This is a genomic window from Gordonia sputi NBRC 100414 (assembly GCF_000248055.1).
Taxonomy (GTDB): domain Bacteria; phylum Actinomycetota; class Actinomycetes; order Mycobacteriales; family Mycobacteriaceae; genus Gordonia; species Gordonia sputi.
Genome location: NZ_BAFC01000123.1, coordinates 57,563 through 80,972, shown reverse-complemented (window position 1 = coordinate 80,972; position 23,410 = coordinate 57,563). Strand labels below are relative to the sequence as shown.

General features: G+C 63.2%; 20 protein-coding genes. 9 read left to right on the top strand and 11 right to left on the bottom strand.

The annotated features are described in order from the left end of the window. The first annotated feature begins 317 nt into the window (after positions 1-317). A complete protein-coding gene (locus tag GOSPT_RS20580) occupies positions 318-1,703 on the top strand; it encodes a sugar transferase (RefSeq protein WP_231894890.1) in 1,386 nt (461 codons plus the stop codon). 10 nt (positions 1,704-1,713) lie between these two features. Here GOSPT_RS20580 and GOSPT_RS20575 read toward each other — a convergent pair whose 3' ends face one another. The 10 genes from GOSPT_RS20575 to GOSPT_RS20530 all read right to left on the bottom strand — a co-directional run bounded on the left by GOSPT_RS20575 (position 1,714) and on the right by GOSPT_RS20530 (position 12,957). After that, entirely contained in the window at positions 1,714-2,631 is a 918-nt protein-coding gene (locus GOSPT_RS20575; protein ID WP_005208617.1) for a sialate O-acetylesterase, read from the bottom strand. Between the two features lie 12 nt (positions 2,632-2,643). Next, complete coding sequence (locus tag GOSPT_RS20570; protein ID WP_231894891.1) at positions 2,644-3,825, bottom strand: lipase family protein; 1,182 nt, start codon at positions 3,823-3,825, stop codon at positions 2,644-2,646. Positions 3,826-3,833: 8 nt separating this feature from the next. Continuing rightward, positions 3,834-5,321 carry a cellulase family glycosylhydrolase gene (locus GOSPT_RS20565; RefSeq protein WP_168431207.1) on the bottom strand — a complete coding sequence of 496 codons (1,488 nt, stop codon included), beginning with the start codon at positions 5,319-5,321 and terminating at the stop codon, positions 3,834-3,836. A 107-nt stretch (positions 5,322-5,428) separates the two neighbouring features. Then, positions 5,429-6,472: a cellulase family glycosylhydrolase gene (locus GOSPT_RS20560; RefSeq protein ID WP_168431210.1), complete on the bottom strand. Its 1,044-nt coding sequence runs from the start codon at positions 6,470-6,472 to the stop codon at positions 5,429-5,431. 179 nt (positions 6,473-6,651) lie between these two features. After that, entirely contained in the window at positions 6,652-7,779 is a 1,128-nt protein-coding gene (locus GOSPT_RS20555; RefSeq protein WP_005208609.1) for a glycosyltransferase, read from the bottom strand. Then, positions 7,767-9,074 (bottom strand): lipopolysaccharide biosynthesis protein, encoded by a 1,308-nt coding sequence (locus GOSPT_RS20550; protein ID WP_231894893.1) that lies wholly within the window; start codon positions 9,072-9,074, stop codon positions 7,767-7,769. The genes GOSPT_RS20555 and GOSPT_RS20550 overlap by 13 nt, the downstream gene beginning before the upstream one ends. Next, positions 9,071-10,132 carry a glycosyltransferase gene (locus GOSPT_RS20545; RefSeq protein WP_005208605.1) on the bottom strand — a complete coding sequence of 354 codons (1,062 nt, stop codon included), beginning with the start codon at positions 10,130-10,132 and terminating at the stop codon, positions 9,071-9,073. Before GOSPT_RS20545 ends, GOSPT_RS20550 begins: the two co-directional genes overlap by 4 nt. A gap of 82 nt (positions 10,133-10,214) precedes the next feature. Continuing rightward, positions 10,215-10,865 (bottom strand): acyltransferase, encoded by a 651-nt coding sequence (locus tag GOSPT_RS20540; RefSeq protein WP_005208603.1) that lies wholly within the window; start codon positions 10,863-10,865, stop codon positions 10,215-10,217. Next, a complete protein-coding gene (locus GOSPT_RS20535) occupies positions 10,862-11,848 on the bottom strand; it encodes a GDP-mannose 4,6-dehydratase (RefSeq protein WP_005208601.1) in 987 nt (328 codons plus the stop codon). Before GOSPT_RS20535 ends, GOSPT_RS20540 begins: the two co-directional genes overlap by 4 nt. After that, entirely contained in the window at positions 11,845-12,957 is a 1,113-nt protein-coding gene (locus tag GOSPT_RS20530; RefSeq protein ID WP_005208599.1) for a glycosyltransferase, read from the bottom strand. The genes GOSPT_RS20535 and GOSPT_RS20530 overlap by 4 nt, the downstream gene beginning before the upstream one ends. 715 nt (positions 12,958-13,672) lie before the next feature. On the opposite strand from GOSPT_RS20530, the gene GOSPT_RS20525 reads away from it, so the two are divergent. Then, on the top strand, positions 13,673-14,665 hold the full coding sequence (locus GOSPT_RS20525; RefSeq protein WP_005208598.1) for a GDP-mannose 4,6-dehydratase: 993 nt from the start codon (positions 13,673-13,675) through the stop codon (positions 14,663-14,665). 281 nt (positions 14,666-14,946) lie between these two features. Continuing rightward, entirely contained in the window at positions 14,947-16,719 is a 1,773-nt protein-coding gene (locus GOSPT_RS20520; RefSeq protein ID WP_005208597.1) for a cellulase family glycosylhydrolase, read from the top strand. A gap of 25 nt (positions 16,720-16,744) precedes the next feature. On the opposite strand, the gene GOSPT_RS20515 is transcribed toward GOSPT_RS20520, so the two are convergent. Further along, positions 16,745-17,815 (bottom strand): LLM class F420-dependent oxidoreductase, encoded by a 1,071-nt coding sequence (locus GOSPT_RS20515; RefSeq protein WP_005208595.1) that lies wholly within the window; start codon positions 17,813-17,815, stop codon positions 16,745-16,747. Positions 17,816-18,113: 298 nt separating this feature from the next. Here GOSPT_RS20515 and GOSPT_RS20510 point away from each other — a divergent pair, with 298 nt between their 5' ends. The 6 genes from GOSPT_RS20510 to GOSPT_RS20485 all read left to right on the top strand — a co-directional run bounded on the left by GOSPT_RS20510 (position 18,114) and on the right by GOSPT_RS20485 (position 23,409). Then, positions 18,114-19,346 carry an inorganic phosphate transporter gene (locus tag GOSPT_RS20510; protein WP_231894724.1) on the top strand — a complete coding sequence of 411 codons (1,233 nt, stop codon included), beginning with the start codon at positions 18,114-18,116 and terminating at the stop codon, positions 19,344-19,346. Between the two features lie 45 nt (positions 19,347-19,391). Next, on the top strand, positions 19,392-19,676 hold the full coding sequence (locus GOSPT_RS20505; protein ID WP_005208589.1) for a hypothetical protein: 285 nt from the start codon (positions 19,392-19,394) through the stop codon (positions 19,674-19,676). A gap of 44 nt (positions 19,677-19,720) precedes the next feature. Then, complete coding sequence (locus tag GOSPT_RS20500; protein ID WP_005208588.1) at positions 19,721-20,065, top strand: DUF3349 domain-containing protein; 345 nt, start codon at positions 19,721-19,723, stop codon at positions 20,063-20,065. A gap of 129 nt (positions 20,066-20,194) precedes the next feature. Beyond that, a complete protein-coding gene (locus GOSPT_RS20495; protein WP_039856885.1) occupies positions 20,195-20,539 on the top strand; it encodes a DUF3349 domain-containing protein in 345 nt (114 codons plus the stop codon). Positions 20,540-20,549: 10 nt separating this feature from the next. Beyond that, positions 20,550-21,863 (top strand): o-succinylbenzoate--CoA ligase, encoded by a 1,314-nt coding sequence (menE, locus tag GOSPT_RS20490; protein ID WP_005208584.1) that lies wholly within the window; start codon positions 20,550-20,552, stop codon positions 21,861-21,863. Between the two features lie 184 nt (positions 21,864-22,047). Then, a complete protein-coding gene (locus tag GOSPT_RS20485; protein ID WP_005208582.1) occupies positions 22,048-23,409 on the top strand; it encodes a YveK family protein in 1,362 nt (453 codons plus the stop codon). Position 23,410: the final 1 nt, after the last annotated feature.

The following is a 23,410-nucleotide window of genomic DNA, read 5'->3' as shown; positions in this document are numbered from 1 at the left end:
TGAAGCCCCAAAGGCGTGAATCAATAGAGACACCGCATTGCTTTGCACCAAATCTCTGCCTGCCCCAAACCCCTGCCTGCAAAGAATTTGCGCTTGCAACAAAGCCTGTCCGACCGTCGGCAGGTTTCACGAGCGATTACTGACCCGTCGGAGTACATGTGGCCATTCGTCCATTGCCCTCATCGCCCCGTACCGATGGCCCCTACCCTCGGTATCTGCGAGTATTCCGACCAGCCGTATCCACCGGTGACCGGTCATGGCTGGATCAGTATTCGTCACGACTTCGTGCCACCGAGTTGATCATCGTCACAATCAGCGTGGCCTCCGCGACCGTCGCGCGCTACGGCGGCCCTGCGGCAGAATACGGCGCGCCCCGACTGCTGAATCCAGTGGGAGATATTCATCTTCCGTTCGTCATTCTTCCATTGGCTCTCATCGCGCTGTGGAGTATTGTCCTCAAGGTTTCGGGCACGTCCAGCCGACGGGTCATCGGTGCCGGACACGCGGAGTACACCCGCATTCTCAAATCGAGTGTCATCGCGTTCGGCGTCATCGCGATGCTCGACCTCGTCTTCAAGTTCGACGTGGCGCGGGGATTCATCGCCATCGCCCTACCCTTCGGCACGCTGACGTTGCTCATCGCACATTGGTTGTGGCGCAAAGCGATCGCACGTCGCTGGGAGAAGGGTGTCGACCAGCACCAGGTGTTGGTCGTCGGATCGAGCCGCTCGGCCGCGCCACTCATCGAACACCTCTCCGCTCATCCCCGGCTCGGCTACCACGTGGTCGGGCTATGTGTTCCCGAGGATTCATCGAAAGCGCACGAGTCGACACTCGACGTGGGCGAGCGCGAAATCCCGATCATCGGAACCTTCGACGACGCACGTGAGGCCGTGGCACTGAGCGGCGCTACCACGGTGGCAGTGACGTCCGCCGAGGTTCTCGGTCATTCCGCCATGCGGGAGCTGTCGTGGAGCATGGAGGGGATGAACGTCGATATCCTGGTCTCCCCCGGCGTCACCGACGTCGCCGGACCTCGGATGTCGGTCCGTCCGGTGGCAAACCTTCCGCTTCTGCACATCGAGAAGCCTCAGTATCACGGCGCCAACCGGCTGCTGAAGGCTTCAGTCGACCGTATCGGTGCCGCGCTCTTGCTCCTGGCCTTCGCTCCCGCGCTTCTCGTGGTGTCGATCGCCATCAAGATCGACTCCCGCGGGCCTGTCTTCTATCGCGCAGAACGCATAGGACTCAACAACATCCCGTTCCAGATGTGGAAGTTCCGGTCGATGGTCGTCGACGCCGACAGGCTCCGCGGCCAGCTCGCCGACCAGAACGAAGGAAACGGGGTGTTGTTCAAGATCCGAGACGATCCTCGGGTCACCCGGGTGGGGGCGTTCCTGCGGCGGTACAGCATCGACGAGATCCCGCAGCTCTTCAATGTCCTGTTCGGTTCGATGAGCCTCGTTGGTCCCCGCCCTCCCCTGCGCGAAGAGGTCGATACCTACGACGACCCGACGTCGCGCCGCATGCTCGTCCGTCCGGGGATGACCGGGCTGTGGCAGGTGTCCGGCAGATCGGATCTGTCGTGGGAGGAGTCGGTGCGCCTCGACCTCTCCTACGTCGAGAACTGGTCGATCACACACGATCTGATGATCATGTGGAGGACAGCACGCGCAGTGATCTCCAGCGACGGCGCGTACTGATAGCAGACTGTCAGCTGGGGTCGCCCGTCGACGACAGGTCGGCATACGCCGCATACATTCGCGCACCCAGTTCACGCTGACCGGCGCGGCTGTAGTGAATGAGTTCGGTCGGCGATTTGGCCATCCCGGTGGGTCCCGGCACAAATACGCAGCGATCAACTGTCCGAGGCAGGGTCCTGTGCACGTCGTCGATGCCCGCATACTCGGCTCGTCTGCTCTCGATCTCCTCGGGAACCATCTGTCCCACGATGAATGGAGCATCGCCGAAGCGAGACCGGAGCCCGGTGACAACGGATTCGAGCCGCGCTCGATAGGCATCCGGCGCCAGCAGTGGGACGTCGGACTCGCCCTGGTGCCAGAGAAATGCTGCTACGCGAGCCGATGGACCCGCCGCCGCCAACGCAGCTTCGATCTGAGTCAGCGCGAAGGAGAACAGGTTGACCCGAGCCGACCTATCTGCGGGGTCCCAGCTGTAGCCGTTCTTGGGATAGAACGACGTGTCACCACGCCCGCACGGAACGAGCAGCACCGGCCCGCCGGTTTCGGCGGCCAACCGTTCGCCGAACGACCGACCGAAGCCGACGCCGCGCGCAGGCATCTCGTGCAGGAGCGGGTCAGTGGCGAGGAGGATCTGCCCCTTGCGTCTTCCGCACCCCGGCCATTGGTGTACGGGCAGCACTCCCGGCGACAAGTCGTCCGGCTCGAGTTCGTTGTCGCCCACCGCATTCGACTGACCGAGAATCGGGACCACCAGATACGGGGCGTCTACCCTCGGCGCGGTCTCGCCGGTCGCCAGCAGTCGCAGCACCTCGTCCTTGGCTCGGCGCACAGCCTGCCTTCGTCGACTGGAATCGCCGTGGCGCGCAATCTGATCGGGTGAACCCGGCGTCAGATCGAATGCGGGTGTGTCTGTGTTCGGTTCCTGCACGGTCTCGTCCGATCAACAGTTGTTGGGCGCGGGCTTTCCGGCGAATCGGTCGAGCAGCCAAGGGATCACGGCATCGCCGTTGATGTCTCCGTGTCCCTTACCCGGCTGCCGATCGATGGTGATCGTATCTCCAAGCCCACACGCTCGCCGGATGGCGGCGTCCGTCCATGCCACATCGATGAACGTGTCGGCCGTCCCGTAGGTGATCTGCAACGGCGCGGCTGAGCGGTTCTTCGGCATCGCGTACGCAGCCAGCACGTCACGCAACTGTTGTGCTGCTGCCGGATTCTGCGGACCGATATCGTGCGGTCCGAGGTTCTTGGCGATCTCATCTCGCTGTTTGGCGAGCGACCTGTCGCACGCCGACAACGTATTCCAGCCCGCGACAGCTCCACCCTTGCGGAAGTCGTCGCGATGGAAGTTCGGGTCCGTCCGCGCCCGGGATTCGACAACCCATTGCAGAACGAGTTGTTGGTCACGGGTGAGGGTCCCGGCGAGGGCCTTGTCGACGAGCCCGGTGAGGTCTGCCGCAGGTACGAGCGCCGACGCTCCGAGCAGGTCGAGTTCCGGCGCATACGATGGCGCCGCATCTGCCGCCCCCCACACCGCACCGCCACCCTGTGATCCGCCGTATGCCGCCCACCGTTTGGACGATTCAGGGAAAACCGTGCGCAATGCACGCACCGAGTCGATCACATTGTGACCCTCGGTGACATTGTCGAGGTACGGGTGTACTCCTGGCGCGCCGAGCCCCTGGTAATCAGGCACTGCCACAGCGTATTTCGCAGATGTGAGGCCCAACGCCAGCGCCGCAGCACCGTCCATACCCGAGCTGCTCGACGGCGCGCACGGCTGATTGATTCCGCTTGTCCCGTGGCCGAACGCGATGATCGGCCAGCCCCCGGCCGGGGCGGCGCCGTCTGGTTTGAACACTGTTCCCGATACCCGCTGAATCACTCCGGAGGCATCACGTGACGCGTAGAGAACATGTACGGCATGCACTTTGGCGAGTTTCAACCTGAGCGGAATATCGAAGACCTCGCGCGCCGAGATGACCGCGCCGGGAGCGTCGACGCTCTGATGGATTCCCAGATCGTTACTCCCACGATGAAGCAGCGGTCGCGCGATCGCCACCACTATGAGCAGGCAGAACACGGCCACAAGAATGACCACCGCGATGAGAAGGTTACGCACCCATTTCCTCACGAAAACCTCACCACCGCTTTACCTCCGGGCCTGTACGCAATGGAACCGTTCTCACACTGCACGATTGTCGTGCCGTCGACGACCTGCTGTTCGGCCACCGGATACCCCACCTCGGGCGACCATGCCTTCAGCATCTCGCCCGACAGCGAGTGCACTCCGGTCGCTGGTTTGTAGAACACCCTGGTACCTCCGGGCGAATCGATGTCTTGCGTTGTCCCGGTGAACGCGCCCGATGGTGGGTAACCCAGGAGTGCGACGTAATCGACCAGGACGGCAGGCACCGCGTAGCAGCCCGCCGACCCACAGATCACCCGTCCCGACGCGTAACGCTGCACCGTTTGGGCAATCCCTCTGCGCGACGTCGTCTGGTACACGGGCGTCCTCGCCTCGCCGAGCATGCGCTCGCCCTCCGCTGCAGCCGTGCGCACCCTGTCTACCGTCGGATCGCTGATCGTGTTCTGCGCGACAAGCGATTTCACCTTGGCAAAGGCAGGCTTGGGTGTGAAGTCCGAACGCACAACTCCGAACGATGTCTCAGCCGCAAACGTGGTGTAGCCGAAGTCCGTCGTCGACCCTTTGTCGACATCCGACGCTCCACGATCCACCAGTTCGTGAATGAAGACCGGACCGCCGTAGGGCAGTTGCGCCCAGTCTGCGGCCAACTTCGTGATCAGGCCGGCCTGGCGCGACTCACTGCCGCCTGGTCCCGCCGACGGGTAGCCGACCTCGGTGGCCCACATCTTGCGACCACCATCGCCGCGTGCGACCATCTCGGCGCGGATATCAGCGAGCATCGACACAACCGAAACCTTGTTGTCCGCGTTGGCCGTCAACCCGTTGGGGTAGCTGTAGGGATGCACCGACAACGCGTCGAAATGTCCTGCCGCGCCCGCCTGATACATGCGATCGACAAACGTGCGCGCGTTCATGCTGATCTCGGTGTCTGGCGCCAATCCCACAGCACCCCCGACCACCAACGCCGCCGAATCCGCCGCCTTGATGGCGGTATGGGCAGCGCGCAGCATCGAGGTGTAGAACTCCGGGTCCGGTTCTGGACGGAAGTAGGGAGTCCCGTTCGGCTCGTTCCAGATCTCGTACGCCTTGATTCGTCCCTTGTAGCGCGACGCAACGGTTCCCGCGAAATCGCCGTACTCGGCCGCGGTGGTCGGGCGATACGTCACCTGGTCGCTGTGTCCCGACGCCCACGCGGGCGTGTAGTCGATGATGCCCAGAATGCTGATACCACTCGACCTCAGTGCGTTCACCACGCGATCCAACGGAGCCCAATTGAACACCCCCTCAGCGGGTTCCAGCAGCGGCCAGGACAAATCCATGCGGAGCATGCGAACACCGGAGTCGACAACCGCCGCGACGTATCGCTGCAGTTCGTCGTCGGATGCCCACAGCAACCGTCCGCCTCCGGAGAACGCCAGTTCGGGTGTTGCGAGCGGCGTCGTCTGCGCGTGCACCTTCTGAGAAGACACACCGCTCGTCTGATTCGATGTCCCCACCGCTCCGCACGACACCGAGCTCACGACAGCGACCACTGCCGCCAGTGCGACGAGTAGGTGCTGCGGGAGCGATGCCCGGCTCACCGGATCTGGGATTTGACCGCCCAGAACGCCGGCTTCTTGGAGTTGTTGAGACGCGTGACGCCGAAGTTGTCCTCGACGTTCGACGGGTTGGCTCCCGGATCTTGAATGCAGTGCAAGAACATCGGACCGATGTAGGGCCTCGACGCGCCCTCGCGCAGCGCACTGGTCAGGATCGCGCCTTGCGCGGCGTCGCTCACTGCACCGCCACCCGACCCTGTCGGTGCGCCGAATTCGGTGATCCAGATCTTCTTTCCGCCGTCGCCGTTGGCGCGCATGATGTCGTGCATCGCGGTGGTCTGCGCCCACCGCGCGTTGGGATCTCGGTCGGCGGTGTAGGGGAATGTGTACGGGTGATCGGCAACAGCGTCCATGAAACCTCGAGCGCCGGCCTGATACATCTGCCTGAGGAACTCGACGGGCGGAGTCGTATACGCACCGAGGTTCAACGCAGTCGTACTCGCCAGTCCACCACTGAGCACAGTGGAAGAAGGATCGATCGCCTTGATCCGCGGATAGGCGGCACGCAGCATCGACGTGTAGCGCGCGGGATCGACCGGCGTGAACATGTTGACGAGGTTGGGCTCGTTCCAGATCTCGTACGCATCGACCCTGGAGCCCAGATGCCGCGCCGCAGCCGCAGCGAAGTTGCCGAAGGCTGCGGCATTGGGCGGAGTGCCGGGCAGACCGTTACCGCCGGCCCACGTCGGCGCACCGAGAAGAATGATGTCGACGCGGAATCCGTGAGCTCGGGCGCCGTTCACCAGTCGGTCGGTGTTCGACCAATCGAACTTGCCGGGCGACGGCTCGATATCGGGCCAGTACGCGACCATTCTCGACCACGTGGCTCCCAACTCGGATGCCGAGTTGTACGTCGCAGCCAACTGGGCATTCGACCTCTTCAGCGAATACCCGCCCTCACTGAAACCGAAGCTGGCTCGCGGGAATGCGTGTGCCTGGCCGGATGCGACGGTCGTGAGAGCACCGACTACCGCGATCAGGAGCGCTACCACCATCATCGGCCGTGCCCAGCGAGGAGCCACACGGGAGACACCCCCCTTCTTCGACGCTGAGGGGCCTTGGTGATCTCGTCGTTCGATCGCCTTCATTGCGATATCCAGTCCTTGTTCGTGAGTCTGAGGGGTTCGTGAGTCTGAGGGGGTTCGTGAGTCTGAGGGGTTCGTGAATGTGAGGGGTCCGTGAATGCGGTGGTTCTATGGTCTCATCTACCTGCGGGCACCGGGTTACGTGCTATCAAACCGAGCACGGACTCCTGCGGCACACCCGCTTCCCACCGCGAGGCGTTCCGTTCATAGAGTTCCGAGCCGTTCTTGGTCGAATAGTCGGTTTCGAGGAGAAACCGTCGACACTCGGCGATGAATTCGTCGTCGGAATCACGCGGGTCGAGCCCGAGCACCGGCCCGAGCGATCCGATCGCCGCCGAAGTCCCCACCACGGGCAGGCCCTTGGCTGCGGCCTCGAGGATCTTGACCCGCACACCGCCGCCGGTCGAGACCGGCGCTATCAGCGCGCGGCACGTGCCCAAGAACTCCTGCAGATCGTCGACGAAGCCAAGGTCCTGAACCCCCTGGGGATATTCCGGATCGACCGCGCCCGGCTTCTTCGCGCCGATGATGCACAGTTCGGCGTCACTGATGCCGTCGGAGATCTTCGGCCACAGCCGCAGTGCAGTGAGGAACGCTTCCTGGTTCGGGGGCCAGTCTCTCGTTCCCATGAACACCAATCGCCTCGCGGTGCTCGTCAGATCCAATCGGGGCGCGGGCGGCAATGTCAGGTCGATCCAGCGCGCCATCCGAACTCCCCGATCGCGATAGAACTCGGCCTCCTCGCGGTCGTAGGTTCCGACGGCGTCCGCAGCCCTCGCCACACGGACCTCGTCCCGCAGTATTCGTGGCGCCTCCACCCGCCCGATCCAGCCGCGGGTGGCCTTCCAGACTTCCGACTCGGTGTTCACCGTATTGACCACGAACGGAGCCGTGCCCGCGTGCCGCGAGCGGAGAAACGACTCGGCCATATAGCTGTGTTCGGCGATGAAGACATCCGATTCGCGCGAGTTCAATTCGGCGACAAGCGCTTCGACGTCGTAGCGCACATGGCAGAGGCTCTGCATACGCCGCGCGCTACGAGTCAGCAGCGAGCGAGCGCTGACGGGCGGCTTGGGCACGCGCGTCACGCTACGATCCGCAGCTGGACCCGACTCTCCGGATAGACACACCGTCTCGACGTCGTAGTGCTCGGATGCGATCTGAATCAAGATTCGCGACAGCGCGATATCGCCGCCGTGCTCGGTCGTCGGATCCTTGGAGAGCAGAAAAGTCACCCGCTCCATAGCACCCCCCTCTCGTTTTCGAGATCTTCACGACGATGTCGACCGCCGCGTACTTGCACTGGTATCTCTGCGGTATCGCTCAGCATCTCTGCGGTAGCGCCCGGCTTCTCTGCAACGTCGCCCGATTCCAGTGGGCGAGAACGAGAGGCACGGCTGAGCACCACGAGCAACAGTGCGTCGGCGACAACCGACGCAATCGCGCCCGAGACAGCACCAAGCCCTGCCATCGCCAAGACGGCGACCAGTCCGAGTTTGACCGGCGCGACAGCGCCCGCCGAGATGGTGCGCACCGCGTCGCGCCGTTGCAGATACAGCAGCGTCGTATAGACGAAGTTGAACACCCGCAAGAACACGAACGCCGACATCACAATCATCGACACGGCCAGCTCGGTCGCGACCGGAGTGAACAGGAGCACGACGCCCACGATCAGAAGCGCTAGCGACGCACCCGTCGCGACGATGAACACGTGCTTCTTCGGAGGCCCGGCGGACGCGTGACCTCCCGCTGCCCGTAGCTTCTCGTGGTAGGTCACACCAAACGATTGACCGATCTGTGCGACCGCCCACGCGAATGTGCTCGCCACCGAGTAGTAGCCGGCCACGTCACTGTTCGTGAGGAATCCCAGCAGCAGGATGTCGCCCTGGATGTAGACCGCGTTGGCAAGGTGCTCGGTGAACAGAATCGCGATGATGCGCGGTGTGCCGGGAGCCTTCGGCGCGACACCCCAGACCATCCGAACAGAGGCGCACGCGATCACCAGATACGGTGCGGCATAGAGCAAACTGGCACCGACAAGGCTTGGCTGCGGCGCCAGCATGAGGTAGCCAGTACCCAGCGCGATACTGGTCGTTTGCCTGATCGTGTCCATCCGCATGACGCGGTGTGGGTCGCCGTCGCGGAAGGCACGGCTCTTGTAGGCATTGAAGACCACCTCGCCGCCGCCGACGAGCAACGCGAACCATGCGAGGTAGTTGACTCCGATGAGCGCCACTCCGGCGACCATTGCCGTCAGACCGACCAGAACGCGACCCGATCGTTCCGAGAGAAAGCGGGACTCGCTCTCCCGAATGGCGCGAACACTGAACGGGTTGTCGACGGGAGCCGCTGCGATGGCGGCAAGGGCGAACGCCATGGCGTACTGCCCGTAGCCACCGATGCCGAGCTTGGCGATCAGGATCAGCGTCCACAGCAGCCCGATCCCACGTCCGCCATACGTCCACATGGCCGCGACGACTGCCTTCGTGATGTGCGAATGCGACTGTGCCAGATCGCGAGCCGCCGCGAACGGGCTCACCGTGACCACGTTTCTACGAGCACTTCCGCAACCTGCTTGGGTGTGCGTTCCTTACACATGCGCACGAGTTCGTCGTGGAGGGTTCCGATGCGGGCCGGATCGTCGAGCAACTGTGTCGCCTGCGCGGCCAGGAGTCCCGCGAGGTCGTCCGCTTCGCCCGGCACGACGATGGCTCCGCCCTCGGCGCCAAGCTCACCGAGCGCTCCGTGATCGGTCGCAATGTAGGGCGTTTGATGGGAAATGCTTTGCGCCGCAACCGCTGACGCCGGGTATGCGATCCCGTACGGGCTGCGTCGCCCGTACGGCATCAGCAGCGCTTGGATCGAGCCGAAGAACTCCGCGAGCTGCTCCTCGTCGAGCGTGCCGAGGACGGTGACGCCCGGCGATGACGGAATCGACTCCGTCCCGCGACCTGCGATGCGGATCTCGATGTCGTCGGGCAGCACCTCACGGATTCGGGCAATGTGCTCAAAACCCTTGCCCCGGTACACGATCCCGAAGAGTCCCACTGCACGCGGCCGCAACGAGGGCTCTGGCAGCTCGACGCTCGTGGTGGTCGGGTGGTAGGTCCGCTTCACGGTGGCCCCGGGGAATCGGCGGCGAATCGACTCGGCGCCGATCTCACTGAGCGCAAAGTACTCACGTCGGGCACCGAGGTACTTCTCGACCTGATGTGACACCGGGCGCGCACCGAAATGCAGGCCGTGGTTGAGTACCCGGCGGTCCGCCAAGAACTTGGTCCGAAATGGCCACCACACCAGATTGGGTGGGTCATGTACCACTGCCGTCGACCGAACGCCCAGACGCGCAGTCGGCCACAGAGATTCGACCGAACCGCCGGACAGTTCGCTGTGCACGATCACGTCGCGACCACCTGCACCGGCGATCGCCTCGGTGACCTGAGCACGACGCGCACGCAGTTGCGCAACAGTGTCCGATCCCGGCTTACCGTGGCGGATCTCGACGACGTCGCCGACCAGGTCACGGATTGCAGGCAGCAAGAGGTCAGCAAATGCACCGACGCCACCCGCGGCAGCCTCGGGCGCAACGTAGATCACTCGTAATCCTGCATTCACCGATCCTGCATTCACAGCAGCGGCATCCTCTCCGTGTTCCGATCGCCTCTCCGGGTTCTGATCGTCAGTACAGCAGCGGCCGATAGAACGGCCGATACTGCAACGCATCAGGGTCTCGCATGGAGCGAACCTTCGCAGGCACACCGGCAACCATCTCGAGGTCGTGCACCGGCTTCGTCACCAGTGCGCACGCACCAACCACCGCACCTCGACCGATGTCGACGTTCGCGAGCACGGTCGACCGACTTGCCAGCCACACGTAGTCACCGATCCGCACCGGATTGAGAATCGGCGCAAAGGTTGGACTGTTGGGGTCGTGGTGCCCGGCGATGATCTGTGTGTCCGATGCGATCACCACGTTGTCGCCGATCAGAATGCCCGATCGAGCGTCGAACAGGCATCGGAATCCGATGGAGCAGTAGTCGCCGATCCGCACCTGGTCGATGTCGAAGAAGAGGCAGCCACGAAGAATCGATGTGCCCTTCCCGATCTTCGCGCCAAAGGCTCGCAGAAACCCCTGCCGCACAGTGTGCGACGGGATGTGCGTGATCAACGAGTTGTACAGCAGGATGCCGATCCTGTTGCGCGCCTTGCCCAACTTACTGATGTCGTTGAAGTCGTAGCGCGGCGTGAAGTCGTCTCGCTGCGGCAGCGTGATCGTCGGCTCGCTCTGCTCAGAACCCGTTTCATCCTGCCGGGCGCTTTCCACCGTCATGCCATCTCTTTCTGCGCATAGTGATTGACCATGGACTCTGCGATCTGTTCGAACGTCCGCGTCGGTGCCCAGTTCAACTCGGTACGCAACCGCGTCGAGTCGCCGACGAGCACCGCGGCGTCGTTGGGTCGCCCGAGGTGATCTGCCACCTCGACTCGCTGCGCCCAATCCTCGATACCGACGGATGCGAACGCCGCGGCAACGAAATCGGCGACAGAGTGCAGCGTTCCGGTAGCGACGACGTAGTCCTCGCCGCGTCCGGTCAGTGCGATCCGACGCATCGCATCGACGTAGTCGGGTGCCCACCCCCAGTCACGCTGCGCGCTCAAGTTGCCCAGCGAGAGTGTCTCGGAGCTCCCTGCCGCGATCCGCGCAACTGTTTCCGCGATCCGACCGGTCACAAAGGTGTTGGGCCGCTTCGGCGATTCGTGGTTGAACAAGATCACATTCGACGCGGCGAGGCCCTTGGCCCGGTAGGCAACACACAGCGTGTGACCGAGCGCTTTGGACGCGCCATACGGAGTGATCGGTGCGATCGGTGCCGTCTCGTCGATCGGAACGCGGCCAGATCCCGCGAACACCTCTGCGCTCGACGCGTTGACGAACGTGACGGGTTTACCGGACACGCTCTGAAACCGAAGGGCCTCGGCGACCGCCACAGCTGTGCCCATGGAGTTGGTGCGAGTCGTGCCGACCGGGTCTTCCCACGACCGCGCAACCGATGACACGCCTGCGAGGTGGAAGACGTGATCGGGCCGCACAGCGTCGAACAGCATTCGCATTCTGTCGGCATCGACCACATCAGCGACGTGGATGCCCACTCTGTTCGCGATCAGTTGTTCGACGGTCTCGTCCCCGATGCTCGGCTTGCGGTGAACCGTACCGTGCACTTCGTAACCCTGGGACTTCAGCAACTGGCTCAGATACCAGCCGTCCTGGCCCTCGACACCTGTGATGAGCGCTATCGGCGCTGACGCGCTCATGCGTACTGCACCAGCTTGTCGACGTGGTGGCGCATCTGCGAACTGAACATCTCTTCACTGAACTGGGACGTGTGGTTGGCGATCACGCGTGGATCCCATTCGATCTCCTCCAACGAGGACACCGCCTGAGCAATCGAGCGCGGATCGGGATTGTCGAAGTAGACCCCAGTCACACCTTCGACGACTGTGTCCAAGAAGCCACCCCAACGCAGCACGGCGCAGGGCTTCCCGTAGATCGCGCCCTCGAGAGGAGTGAGGCCGTAGTCCTCCAGACTGGCCGCGACCACTGCACGACAGTGCCGATAGAGCCACGACATCTGCGCGTCCGAAAGATCCTGGAGGAAGGTCACATTCGGAAGGTTCTTTGCCACAAGCGCATCGCGCTCGGGTCCACGCCCGACCACGACGAGCTTGCGTCCACTGCCGGCGAAAGCGTCGAGCACCTTGTCTACGTTCTTGTAGGCCAACAATCGAGAAACGCACAGGTAGAACGAGTCCCCTTCTCGCACAAGTGGCTCGATCTCGCGGACAGTCTCCATCGCGGAATCCGGCAGTGCGGTGAGTGTGACCGGCGCCGGCAGCACGGCCGCGTCGAGGCCGTACACGTCGTTGATTCTGCCTGCGACGGCGCGTGAGATGGCGAGGTACTGATCACATTGCGCTGCTGCTCTACGGTCCCAGCGACGTAGTGATGGCGCCATGAGTGCCAGCGTGACCCGCTTGGCCAGTCCGGCCCCGTCACCGAGATACGCATCGGTCTGGTAGAGCCATCGGGCAGGCGAGTAGCAGTAGACGATCTTGCGCCCGGTCGTCTGAAACCCGTGTGACCAGCCGCTCGAACTCGCGATCACGACATCTGCGTCGATCTTCACCGACCGTGCCGCAGGCGGTAGCGCGAGGAGTGCCGCCCGATGGTTTCGACGCAGGGGGCCCACATGGTTGAGAAAGCTGGGCCGAATGTCCATGGAGGAGAACTCGGGATACGTACCGTCCGCATCGAAGAGGGTGGTGTAGATGGGCGCGTCGGGGAACGCTTTTGCCAGTGCCAAGACGACCTTCTCGGCGCCACCCCTTTGCGTGAGGTAGTCATGAGCTATTGCGAGGCGCATGATTTCTTAGAAACCGCCATTCGTGGACGTTGACTCAAGAGGGCAATACACAGTGTTCTGCTCGGTTCATCGTTGAATCCGAAGATCATCTCCCGTTACACACCGCGCAAGCGTAACCCAGTCGCGGAGAGTATTCCTTCCAGCGAGCGGCTCCGACATTAAAATCTGGCAGCCGAGATGCTTGACGCGCGCAGACGACAGAATCGGACATTGTCACCGTCTCCACGTGTCTATCACACCATTCGACCGACGAATCGCGGTCGTTACAGCCATGTGCGGACCATCACGTTTAGCGCTGACATCGACGAATGTCGACGTCACGTTGCGTTTCGCCCCAGCTAATCCCGTGTTTCCATTGAGTGAACAGAAGGGAACATCTGCAGTGCGTCACGCCTGGCTGCCTGGGGTCAGATCGACATTGGAGTGACAAGCAATTCCTATGCAGTCCTCCCGATACCGCAGGTTTCCTGTGAGTTTGAGTGAAACGGATCGTAGGCATTGAGTTCATATCGCTGCTGAACGCGCGAATGTTTCATATTTCCTGATACAGTTTTGCCATCGTCTGTGACTACTGCCACTACGGTTGCCGGGGTGGCAGAAATCAGTTGTAATTCAAGCGCGCACACTATGCAGACTCTGTTGTTGCTCCTGCTTAGTCCAAACACTCAGACGCCGGATCTACACGGCTGCTGGCAAGCATTGAGGTGAACACACGTTGAAAACCGCACTGATCACGGGCGTGACCGGCCAGGACGGGCTCTATCTCTCCGAATTGCTGCATGAGAAGGGTTACGAGGTCTACGGACTGATCCGTGGGCAGAACAACCCCAAGCTGCCGGCACTGCGACGCAGTCACCCGTACGTGAAGATCCTCAGCGGCAATCTTCTCGACCTGGCGAGCCTCATCAGGGCACTGGCAAAGGCTCAGCCCGACGAGGTGTACAACCTCGGTGCGGTGTCGTTTGTCGCATACTCCTGGGACAACGCCGAATTGACAAGTGCAGTAACAGGTCTCGGCGTTCTCAATATGCTCGAGGCCGTACGCTTCTACTCCGACGACTCCGGCAAGGCTGTGCGCTTCTACCAAGCGTCGAGCTCGGAGATGTTCGGCAAGGTGCAAGACGTCCCTCAGCGTGAGTCGACGCTGCTCTGGCCGCGCTCGCCCTACGGCGTCGCCAAGGTCTACGGGCACTACATGACGATCAACTATCGCGAGTCGTACGGCATGCATGCGAGCTCGGGCATTCTGTTCAACCACGAATCCCCGCGGCGCGGGCCTGAATTCGTGACCAGAAAGGTCTCACAGGCCGTGGCACGCATCAGTCTGGGCCTCCAGGACAAGCTGGTTCTGGGCAACTTGGACGCGAAGCGCGACTGGGGCTTCGCCGGAGACTACGTCGACGCGATGTGGAGGATGCTCCAGCAGGACGAGGCCGACGACTATGTCATCTCGACCGGGGAGACGCACACGATTCGCGAGTTGCTCGACGTCGCTTTCGAGACCGTCGGAATCGATGACTGGGAGCGGTACGTCGAGACCGACCCTGCGTTCTTCCGCCCCGCAGAGGTCGACCTCCTCATCGGTGACTCCACCAAGGCGCACGAGAAGCTTGGCTGGAAACCTCGCGTCGACTTCAAGTCGCTGGTCCGGATGATGGTGGAGTCAGACGTCTCCATCGAGTCGCCCAGCCAAGCCGTCGCCATCTGACAGCACGCCGCCCGACACGTCGGTCGCCACTCGGCTCCACCTGCTGCACCACCTCAGATGCCCCCGCCTTCACCGGCGGGGGCATCTTTGCGTTGTGGCGCGACTCCCCACCTGAAACCGGGACAACCTGAAACCCTTCTGTGAACCCGCAACATGAAACCCATCCACAAATCCGCAGTCGAATCCGCTCCGAACCGTTCAGTAACCCCCAATTAACTCACCCGAATCGATTTTTGTATCTACTCTGTAGTCAAGGGGGGCAACTGACAGGAATCTGCCCGATGCCCGCATCACGTCTTCGTACCAGGTCTTTAACGCTCTGCGCTGCAGCACTTCTCGGCACCGGTCTGGTTGCCATCGACTTCCCTGCCGTCTCTCCGGCGGGCAAGTCTTCGGTTTCTCAGATCCGCACCGTAACCCTGCCCTACACCATGGCGGCGGTTATCGATGAATCATCAACCACCATCGGCATAGCCGACTCGTCGCTGTACTCGTTGAGCAGTGCCGACATGAACACGACCCTCGACAAGATCCAATCACTCGGCGTGACCAGCGTGCGGGTGCTCATCCCGTGGGCCAGCGTCGAAAATCGTCAGGGCGTGTACGACTGGACCCAACTCGACCAGCTTGTCAACGCTGCACAGTCACGAGGGATCAGCCTGGTGGCGACGATCGCCGCAACACCGTGGTGGGCAGGCAACATCATCAATGGTCACACTGATCCAGCCGTGTACGCAGGTTTCACGACTGCGGTCGCAACGCGTTACAAGGGCAAGATTTCAGGGTACGAAGTGTGGAACGAGCCCAACTCAACCCTCTTCTACAACCCAATCGATCCTGCCGCTTACACGGCAATGCTCAAGGCCGCCTACGCCGCCATCAAGGCCGCGGACCCTGACGCCGTCGTGATCGCCGGCGTCGTCGGCGCTGCCGTGACGAGCGGCAACACGTTGAACCCCATCGACTTCATCTCTCAGATGTACGCGGCAGGCGCGGCGGGATACTTCAACGCCCTCTCGTACCACCCGTACCAGTACGACGCGTCGTACTCGACGAACGACCATCCGGACGCGCCCTCTCTGCAGATCGCGGCCATCCGAGCGCTGATGACGCAGTATGGCGACTCCGCGAAGAAGATCTGGATCACCGAGTACGGCCAACCGACCTCCGGCGCGTACACCGAAGCCCAGCAGGCAGCCTTCATCCAGGACTTCATCGAGACCTGGCAGAAGCAGACCGGCGCCGGACCGATCTACATTTACGAGACGCGTGACACCAAGACCGGAGACGGCACCACTGAAGACAATTTCGGACTCTTCCACACCGACTGGACAGCGAAACCAGCGGCTCAGGTCTTGGCGGAACTCATCGCGAAGTATGCATCCGGATCGAATCCGGGTACACCGTCGACCGGCGGCGGCAACACCGGCGGCGGAAATACGGGCGGCGGGAATACGGGCGGCGGAACCACGGACCCGTCGACAGCGCTCAACGATGCTCTGCAGCAGATGATGGCCGCACTGGCCGCCCAGTTCCAGCAGATGCTGAACGACTTGGCGGCAGCGCTGGGCAATGCGTACGGCACTAACGCCGCCACGACCACGACCGTCACAAAGCTTGCCGCACAAGCAAGTAGCGAGACGGTCCCGGCGACAACAACCACGGCGACAACAACCGCCGCGCCGACGGCCACCCCGACGACCACCTCGGCGGCCGCCGCAACTCCGACCGCGACGGCAACACCGACCGCGACGGCAACACCGACCGCGGCAAGTCCGTCGACGACAAAGACCACCGCGTCGCCGAGTGCAACCGCAACGCCCACGGCTACTGCAACTGCAACACCCACGGCGACTGCGACTGCAACGTCCAAGCCAACCGCAACACCGACAGTTACGGCTACTGCAACGCCAACAGCAACAGCCACGGCAACCGCGACACCCACGGCAACGGCGACACCCAAGGTGACGGCAACGGCAACGCCGACCGCTACACAAACGGCAGCAGCAACCGCAACCAAGAGCTCGGCGGGCACATCAACGAAAACCAACTGACCGCTGAATGCGGACGAAGGCTGGCTCAGCTCGCGAAGATCTCCGCGAGCTGAGCCATGTCTTCGACCCGCTCCTTATGCGTCGGCGCCACCGGAGCAGCGAGGATGCACGTGACACCCGCCGCGCGGAACGCCGCGACGCGCTCGGTCACCAGTGAACGCGGACCGATCAGGCTCATCGCTTCGACCAGATCTGCGGGAACCGCCGCGGCAGCCTCGACCTTCTTGCCGTCGAGGTAGAGGTCCTGGATCTCCTTGGCCGCGTCGGCGTAGCCGTAACGGACGGTGAGCTGGTTGTAGAAGTTCTTCCCGCGCGCGCCCATTCCGCCGATGTAGAGCGCCGCCTGGTGCCGAACCATCTGCGACGCGTTCTCGATCTGCTCGGCGTCCTCGGTCACCCGTGCGGTTGCCTGCACCACAATTCCCAGCTCGGGCAGCGAAGGATCGCGCTTCGCCTTGCCCGCTGCCAGCGGTTCACCGAACGCGACGTCGACGTGCTCGGGGTGGAACAGGAAGGGCTGGAACTCTTCGAACATCTCGGCCGCGAGTTCGGTGTTCTTCGGACCGATAGCAGCGAGCAACATCGGAATGTTCTCGCGGACAGGATGATTGATGATCTTCAGCGGCTTGCCAAGCCCTGTGCCGCCGTCCTCCTTGGTGAACGGCAGTGTGTAGTGCTTGCCTCGGTACTCCGTCTTCTCCCGACGCCAGATCAGTCGACAGATGTCGGCGTTCTCACGCGCGCGCCCCACCGGGTAGTCGTACTTCACACCGTGGAAGCCCTCGATCACCTGCGGCCCCGACGCTCCGATACCCAGCACGAAGCGACCACCACTGATGAAGTCGAGCCCCGCCGCGGTCATCGCCAAGTTCGACGGTGTGCGCGAGTACATCGGCAGGATCGCCGACTGCAGCTCCATCTTCTCGGTGCGCGCTGCGATGTAGCCGAGCTGGCTCACGGCGTCGAAGCTGTATGCCTCGGGCACCGCGATTCGAGCGACACCCGCCGACTCGAAGTCGACGAGGTTGTCGATCGTCTCGCGAAAATCACCGGCGTAATTGATGGGCATACCGAGCTTGATGGCAGAAGCGGTCATGGTTTCGGATTCTTCCACAGCGCCCCCACCGCTTGTCGAGACCCGCCCGAGCGCTCGCTCGCCCCCACTGCTGGTCGAGCTCCGCCCGCTGGTCGAGCGCCCCGCCCGCTGGTCGAGCTTGTCGAGACCCCCACGCACACAAATCGGACATTAGCTGCGCAAACGGTGTCCGCCCACGGTCAGTTCGGTGAACACTAGGTGAACACCGTGTGCAGATAGGCAAACTCGCAGGTCACAAACATACGGCAGTCGAACTTAATTTAGGCGAAACCTTAATCCGGGCAGCATGATATTGCCCATGAGCGGAGAGATGCTTGTCCTCGTGTTGCTGGTCATCACAGCACTTGGCTTCGACTTCACCAACGGATTTCACGACACCGGAAACGCCATGGCGACATCCATCGCCACGGGCGCACTCAAGCCCAAGGTCGCGGTCACGATCGCGGCCATCCTCAACCTCGTCGGCGCGTTCCTCTCGGTCGAGGTCGCGGCGACAATCACCAAGAACATCCTTCACCTACAAGACAAGTCCGGAGCCCTGATCTCCGGCATCGACGCCAACGAAGCTCTACTGATCATCTTCGCCGGCCTAGTCGGTGGCATCCTCTGGAACCTCTTCACCTGGCTCTTCGGTCTGCCGTCGAGCTCGAGCCACGCTCTGTTCGGCGGACTCATCGGTTCGGGTATCGCCGCGCTGGGCGCGAGCGGCATCGACTGGCACGGCGTGCTGTCGAAGGTCATCATCCCCGCGCTCGCCTCGCCCTTCATCGCCTGCGCCGTCGCCGCGGTCGGCACCTGGTTGATCTTCAAGATCACCGCAAAGATCCTGGTCTCCAAGCAGGAGAAGGGCTTCCGCAGCGGACAGATCGTCACCGCATCGCTGGTCTCCCTTGCTCACGGCACCGGCGACGCACAGAAGACGATGGGCGTCATCGCACTCGCCCTGATCTGCACCGGTCACCTCAGCGCATCGTCGGTCAAGCACGGCCTGCCGGTCTGGATCGTCGTCAGCTGCGCCGGAGCCATCGCCCTCGGCACCTACCTCGGCGGATGGCGCATCATCCGCACGCTCGGCAAGGGCCTCGTCGAGATCAGCTCCCCGCAGGGCATGGCCGCTGAAGCCAGCTCCGCCGCCATCATCCTGACCAGCTCGGCAGCCGGCATGGCACTGTCGACGACGCAGGTCGCCACCGGCTCGATCCTCGGCTCCGGCGTCGGCAAGAAGGGCGCCCAGGTCCGCTGGGCCGTCGCAGGCCGCATGGTCATCGCCTGGGTCACAACGCTTCCCGCAGCGGGCATCGTCGGCGCTGTCTGCTACGGCCTCGGCCACCTGCTCGGCGACGTCGCCGGCGCTGTCGTCATCTTCGTCCTACTGGTCGCGGCGTCGGCATACATGTACTGGCGTGCACAGCAGAACAAGGTCGATTCCAACAACGTCAACGACGAATGGGACGACGAGACCAACTCGATCATCCCGCCGAGTGCGCAGGACGGTCCGCGTCAGGTCCCCGATCCGACAGCGATGACGTAGGCAACCAGAGACGACGACGGACGACTAAAGGAAAAGCTGAATCTCATGGACATCCTCGAATCGATTCTCAAGGTTTTCGCAATCGGTCTGGTTCTCGGCGCAGGTCTGCCCGCACTGTTCGCGGTAGGCATGGTCTGCGAGGCGCGCGGTGAAGGCGGACTCAACGCCGACGGCACCACCTCGGCACCCAATCCCGCGCTGCGCGCGCTGGGCTACGTCTTGTTCGCGATCGTCGCGGCAGTGATCGTCATCGGCCTGCTGTGGATCTGCCGCCAGACGCTCAACTACTACTTCGACATCAAGCTCTTCCCCTCCTGGGCATACAAGTAAACCCAAGCGCCACTCGACATTTCGATTTCGAACCGAAAGGCATCATGGCCACCACGTCGCTGTTCGAATCCGCCGTCAACTGGATTCGCAAGGGCTACCCCGAAGGGGTCCCACCCACCGACTTCCCGCCGCTGCTCGCTCTGCTGACCAAGGTGCTCGACGACGACCAGATCATGCGCGTGTGCATGGAACTCGCCGCCGAGCAGGGAATCGGAACCCCACTCACCGAGGAGCAGATCGCGGGCGCGATCACCAAGGTCTCCGACCAACCGCCGACCGAGTACGAGGTCAACCAGGTGGCATCTCGGCTCGCCGCGGTCGGGTGGCCGTTGGCGGCGGAGACCAAGAGTTCTGAACACGACGCCGAGGATCTGAGCTCACCGAGCTGAGATCACGGTGAGCTGAGACTCCTCAGCCATCACGAGTATCCGGTCCGCGCCTGCCACGAGCAGGCGCGGACCGCTTAGAATCGCAGACCAGAACGCGTAAGGCGTCTGTGTGTGCGAGAGGGGGACGGCGTGGCCGATCGGCCGCAATTTCTGAAGAAGATCATCGACTGGTTGCGCGCCGGGTATCCCGACGGCGTACCCACCGATGACTACATCCCCCTCGTCGCACTCCTGCGTCGACAACTCAGTGAGGACGAAGTCGACGAGGTCTCTGGCGAGCTCATCCGCGAGTCGGCGCCGCCGCCCGAGCCGATCTCCAAGATCGACGCCGGGGTGAAGATCTCCAAGGTCACCCATGAGCTCCCCCACGAGGCCGACATCGAACGCGTCCGCACCTACCTCGAGTCACGCGGCTGGCCGTTCGACGACCACCCCCTCGACCCGCCACCGTCCGACGGCGCCGAGCCGGAGTAGTTTTGCTGCGGTGACCCGCATCCTGCGACCACTCCCCCTGCCTGCCGACTCGACGGTCCTCGACCTCCGCGACACCCTGCTCGCGATGGTCACTCCCCAACCGCCGCTCAGGCCCGCCTCGCTGGTCGAGCCCCAACCGCTGGTCGAGCCCCAACCGCTGGTCGAGCCCCAACCGCTGGTCGAGCTTGTCGAGACCACGCCCCCCATTCCGCTGGTCGAGCCCCAACCGCTGGTCGAGCTTGTCGAGACCACCCCGGCCGCCCTGCCCACCCCGGCCGCCGACCCCGCGCACGCGGCGCGCCTCGCCGACGCCCTGGCCGCCGACGCCCCCATCGACGACGTCATCTCGCTCGTCATCTCCACCTCGGGCACCACCGGCACCCCCAAGGGCGCGCAACACACGCCCCACACCCTCACCGCGTCAGCGGCCGCGACGCACAAATACCTTGGCGGACCGGGCAATTGGCTCCTCGCGCTCGCCCCGCACCACATCGCCGGACTCCAGGTTCTCCTCCGCGCACTGGCTGCCGGGTTCACGCCAGGCGTCCTCGACGTCTCGTCCGGCTTCGAACCCGACGCCTTCGCCGACGCCCTCGACGCACTCGACGGTCCGCGTCGCTACACCTCGCTGGTGCCGACGCAACTGATCAAAGTCCTCGACTCCCCGCGTGCCACCGCAGCACTCCGCAGCACCGACGCCCTCCTCGTCGGCGGTGCGGCGACTCCCACACCCCTGCTACGTCGCGCACTCGACGCCGGACTGCCCATCATCCGGACCTACGGCATGAGTGAGACCGGCGGCGGCTGCGTCTACGACGGCATCCCGCTCGACGGCGTCACCGTCACCCTCCTCGACCCCAATCCCGAAGGTGTTGGGCGCGTGGCACTCTCGGGCCCGATGGTCGCGCATGGCTACCGTCATCTGCCGGAGCATCCCGCATTCGCAACTCCCGGGACCTTCGTCACCGACGACCTCGGCCGCCTCGACCACGGCGTCCTGAGCATCATCGGCCGCGCCGACGAAGCCATCACCACCGGCGGACTCACAGTGGTACCGCAGGTGGTCGAGGCCGTCATCCTCGACGACGATTCCGTACGCGAGTGCGCCGTCGTCGGACTGCCAGACGACCGGCTCGGCGAGAAGGTCGTCGCCTTCGTGGTGCCCTCGGGCAGAACCAGATTCGACGCCGACCGCATCCGAAGCGCCGTCGTCGAACGACTCGACCGCTACGCCGCGCCGCGCGAGGTGATCGAGCTCAACGAGCTCCCGCTACGCGGCCCGGGCAAGGTCGACCGACACGCCCTGCGGGAACGCTTCAGCTGACCTTGTGCATTCCCGTGTCGCATCGTGGGGTTGCATCCACCGGCAACCCACGCGCGGGGGGTCTACGCAAATCCGACCGAACTGTGAGGAATTCATGTGAGTTTCGTCGCCTGAGGCGATATTTTTCAGCAAAGTTGGCGATCTCGGATAAGGTAGCAGCGAGTAAATAGGGGGAGTTCTTTTGATGCACGTACTAAATCGTGCCCAGCTGACCCGTGGGGTGGTTGCGCTGTGGCCGGTCACACTGTTGTGCGCTGTCCTGGGGGGCCTGGCCGGAGCACTGACGCAAACGGGTAACAGCGCGCACTCAGCCGAGGCGATGGTGCGGCTCGAGCAGCCCGCCAGCGTGTCTGCCGTGTTGAGTGGCCAACCGACATCGACCGACGAGCTGCAGAGTTATGTCAGTGGCGAGATCGCGTACCTCTCGGGTTCAGGTTTCCGAGAGAGCGTGAAATCGACGTTGGGCTCAGAAACCGATCCGTCGATCAGCGCGGTACAGAACAGCAATTCCGCAGTGGTGACGATCTCGGCGACTGCGCCCACAGAGATCGAGGCGAAACGCATCGTCGAAACTGCGATAACGACGTACTTGGATCACTCGTCGGGGGAGTTGCGGGATCGAAACACTGCCGCCCTGAATTCGATCAACAATCTGATTACCCAGCAGCAAAGCACCGGCCGGGGCGCTGGCGTCCAAGAACTACGCACGCAGGCCTCGGCATTGCAATTGCAGACAGCGGCCGGCGCACCAGCCATCGTTGTACAGCCTGCGACCCCGACTTCGGGATCTTCGTCGAACTGGGGAGTTACCGCGATCATCGGCGCCGTGGTAGGCGCGCTCGTCGCGCTCGGTGGCGCAGTCGTCTGGCGCAATCGCAAGCGATTCATCACCTCTTCGTCTGACGTCAGCGATATCGCCAAGACCTTCACCCCGACCCTTGCCATCGGCCGACCCGGCAGTTTCCCTTCTGAGTCCGAAAAAGCTGCGGCCAGAAGCTTTTTCGCGCAACTGGGCTCTCCAGACAGCGGCACGATCGTCGTCGTGGGAGCATCCCCGGAATCAGGAACACGTCGCGTGGGCGAACTAATCGCGGGAGCATCCGCACATCACGACGCCGTGCAAGTTGTCGAGTGCCTATCACTCGGCGTCGACCCTGATCTCGCTGACCACCTCAGACATGCCGACTACGTTGTTGTCGTTGCGCAGCAGTATGTTGATCGCCTGCCCGCCCTCACGTCCACGTTGAACTTGTTGCCCGTACCCGAATCGGGCTTCATTGCTGTGACACGTAAGCAGTGGCGGCTGGCGCTGGCGAATAGCAAGGAGACGGAGCAGCCGCGCGAGTCGCAGTCGGCCGTCATCGAACCCGAGCATGCGCCGAGTGTGACCGACGACGACCGCCAAGAAAGCGCTCGGGGCGACAACACTCAATACACCGACACCGACACCAACACCGACACCGACACCGACCAAAACGGCGCAGGCGAGTCAGCCGATGTTCCCGCAGGTGTCCGGCGTGAAGTTGCTACAGCAGATTCGGCCTGAT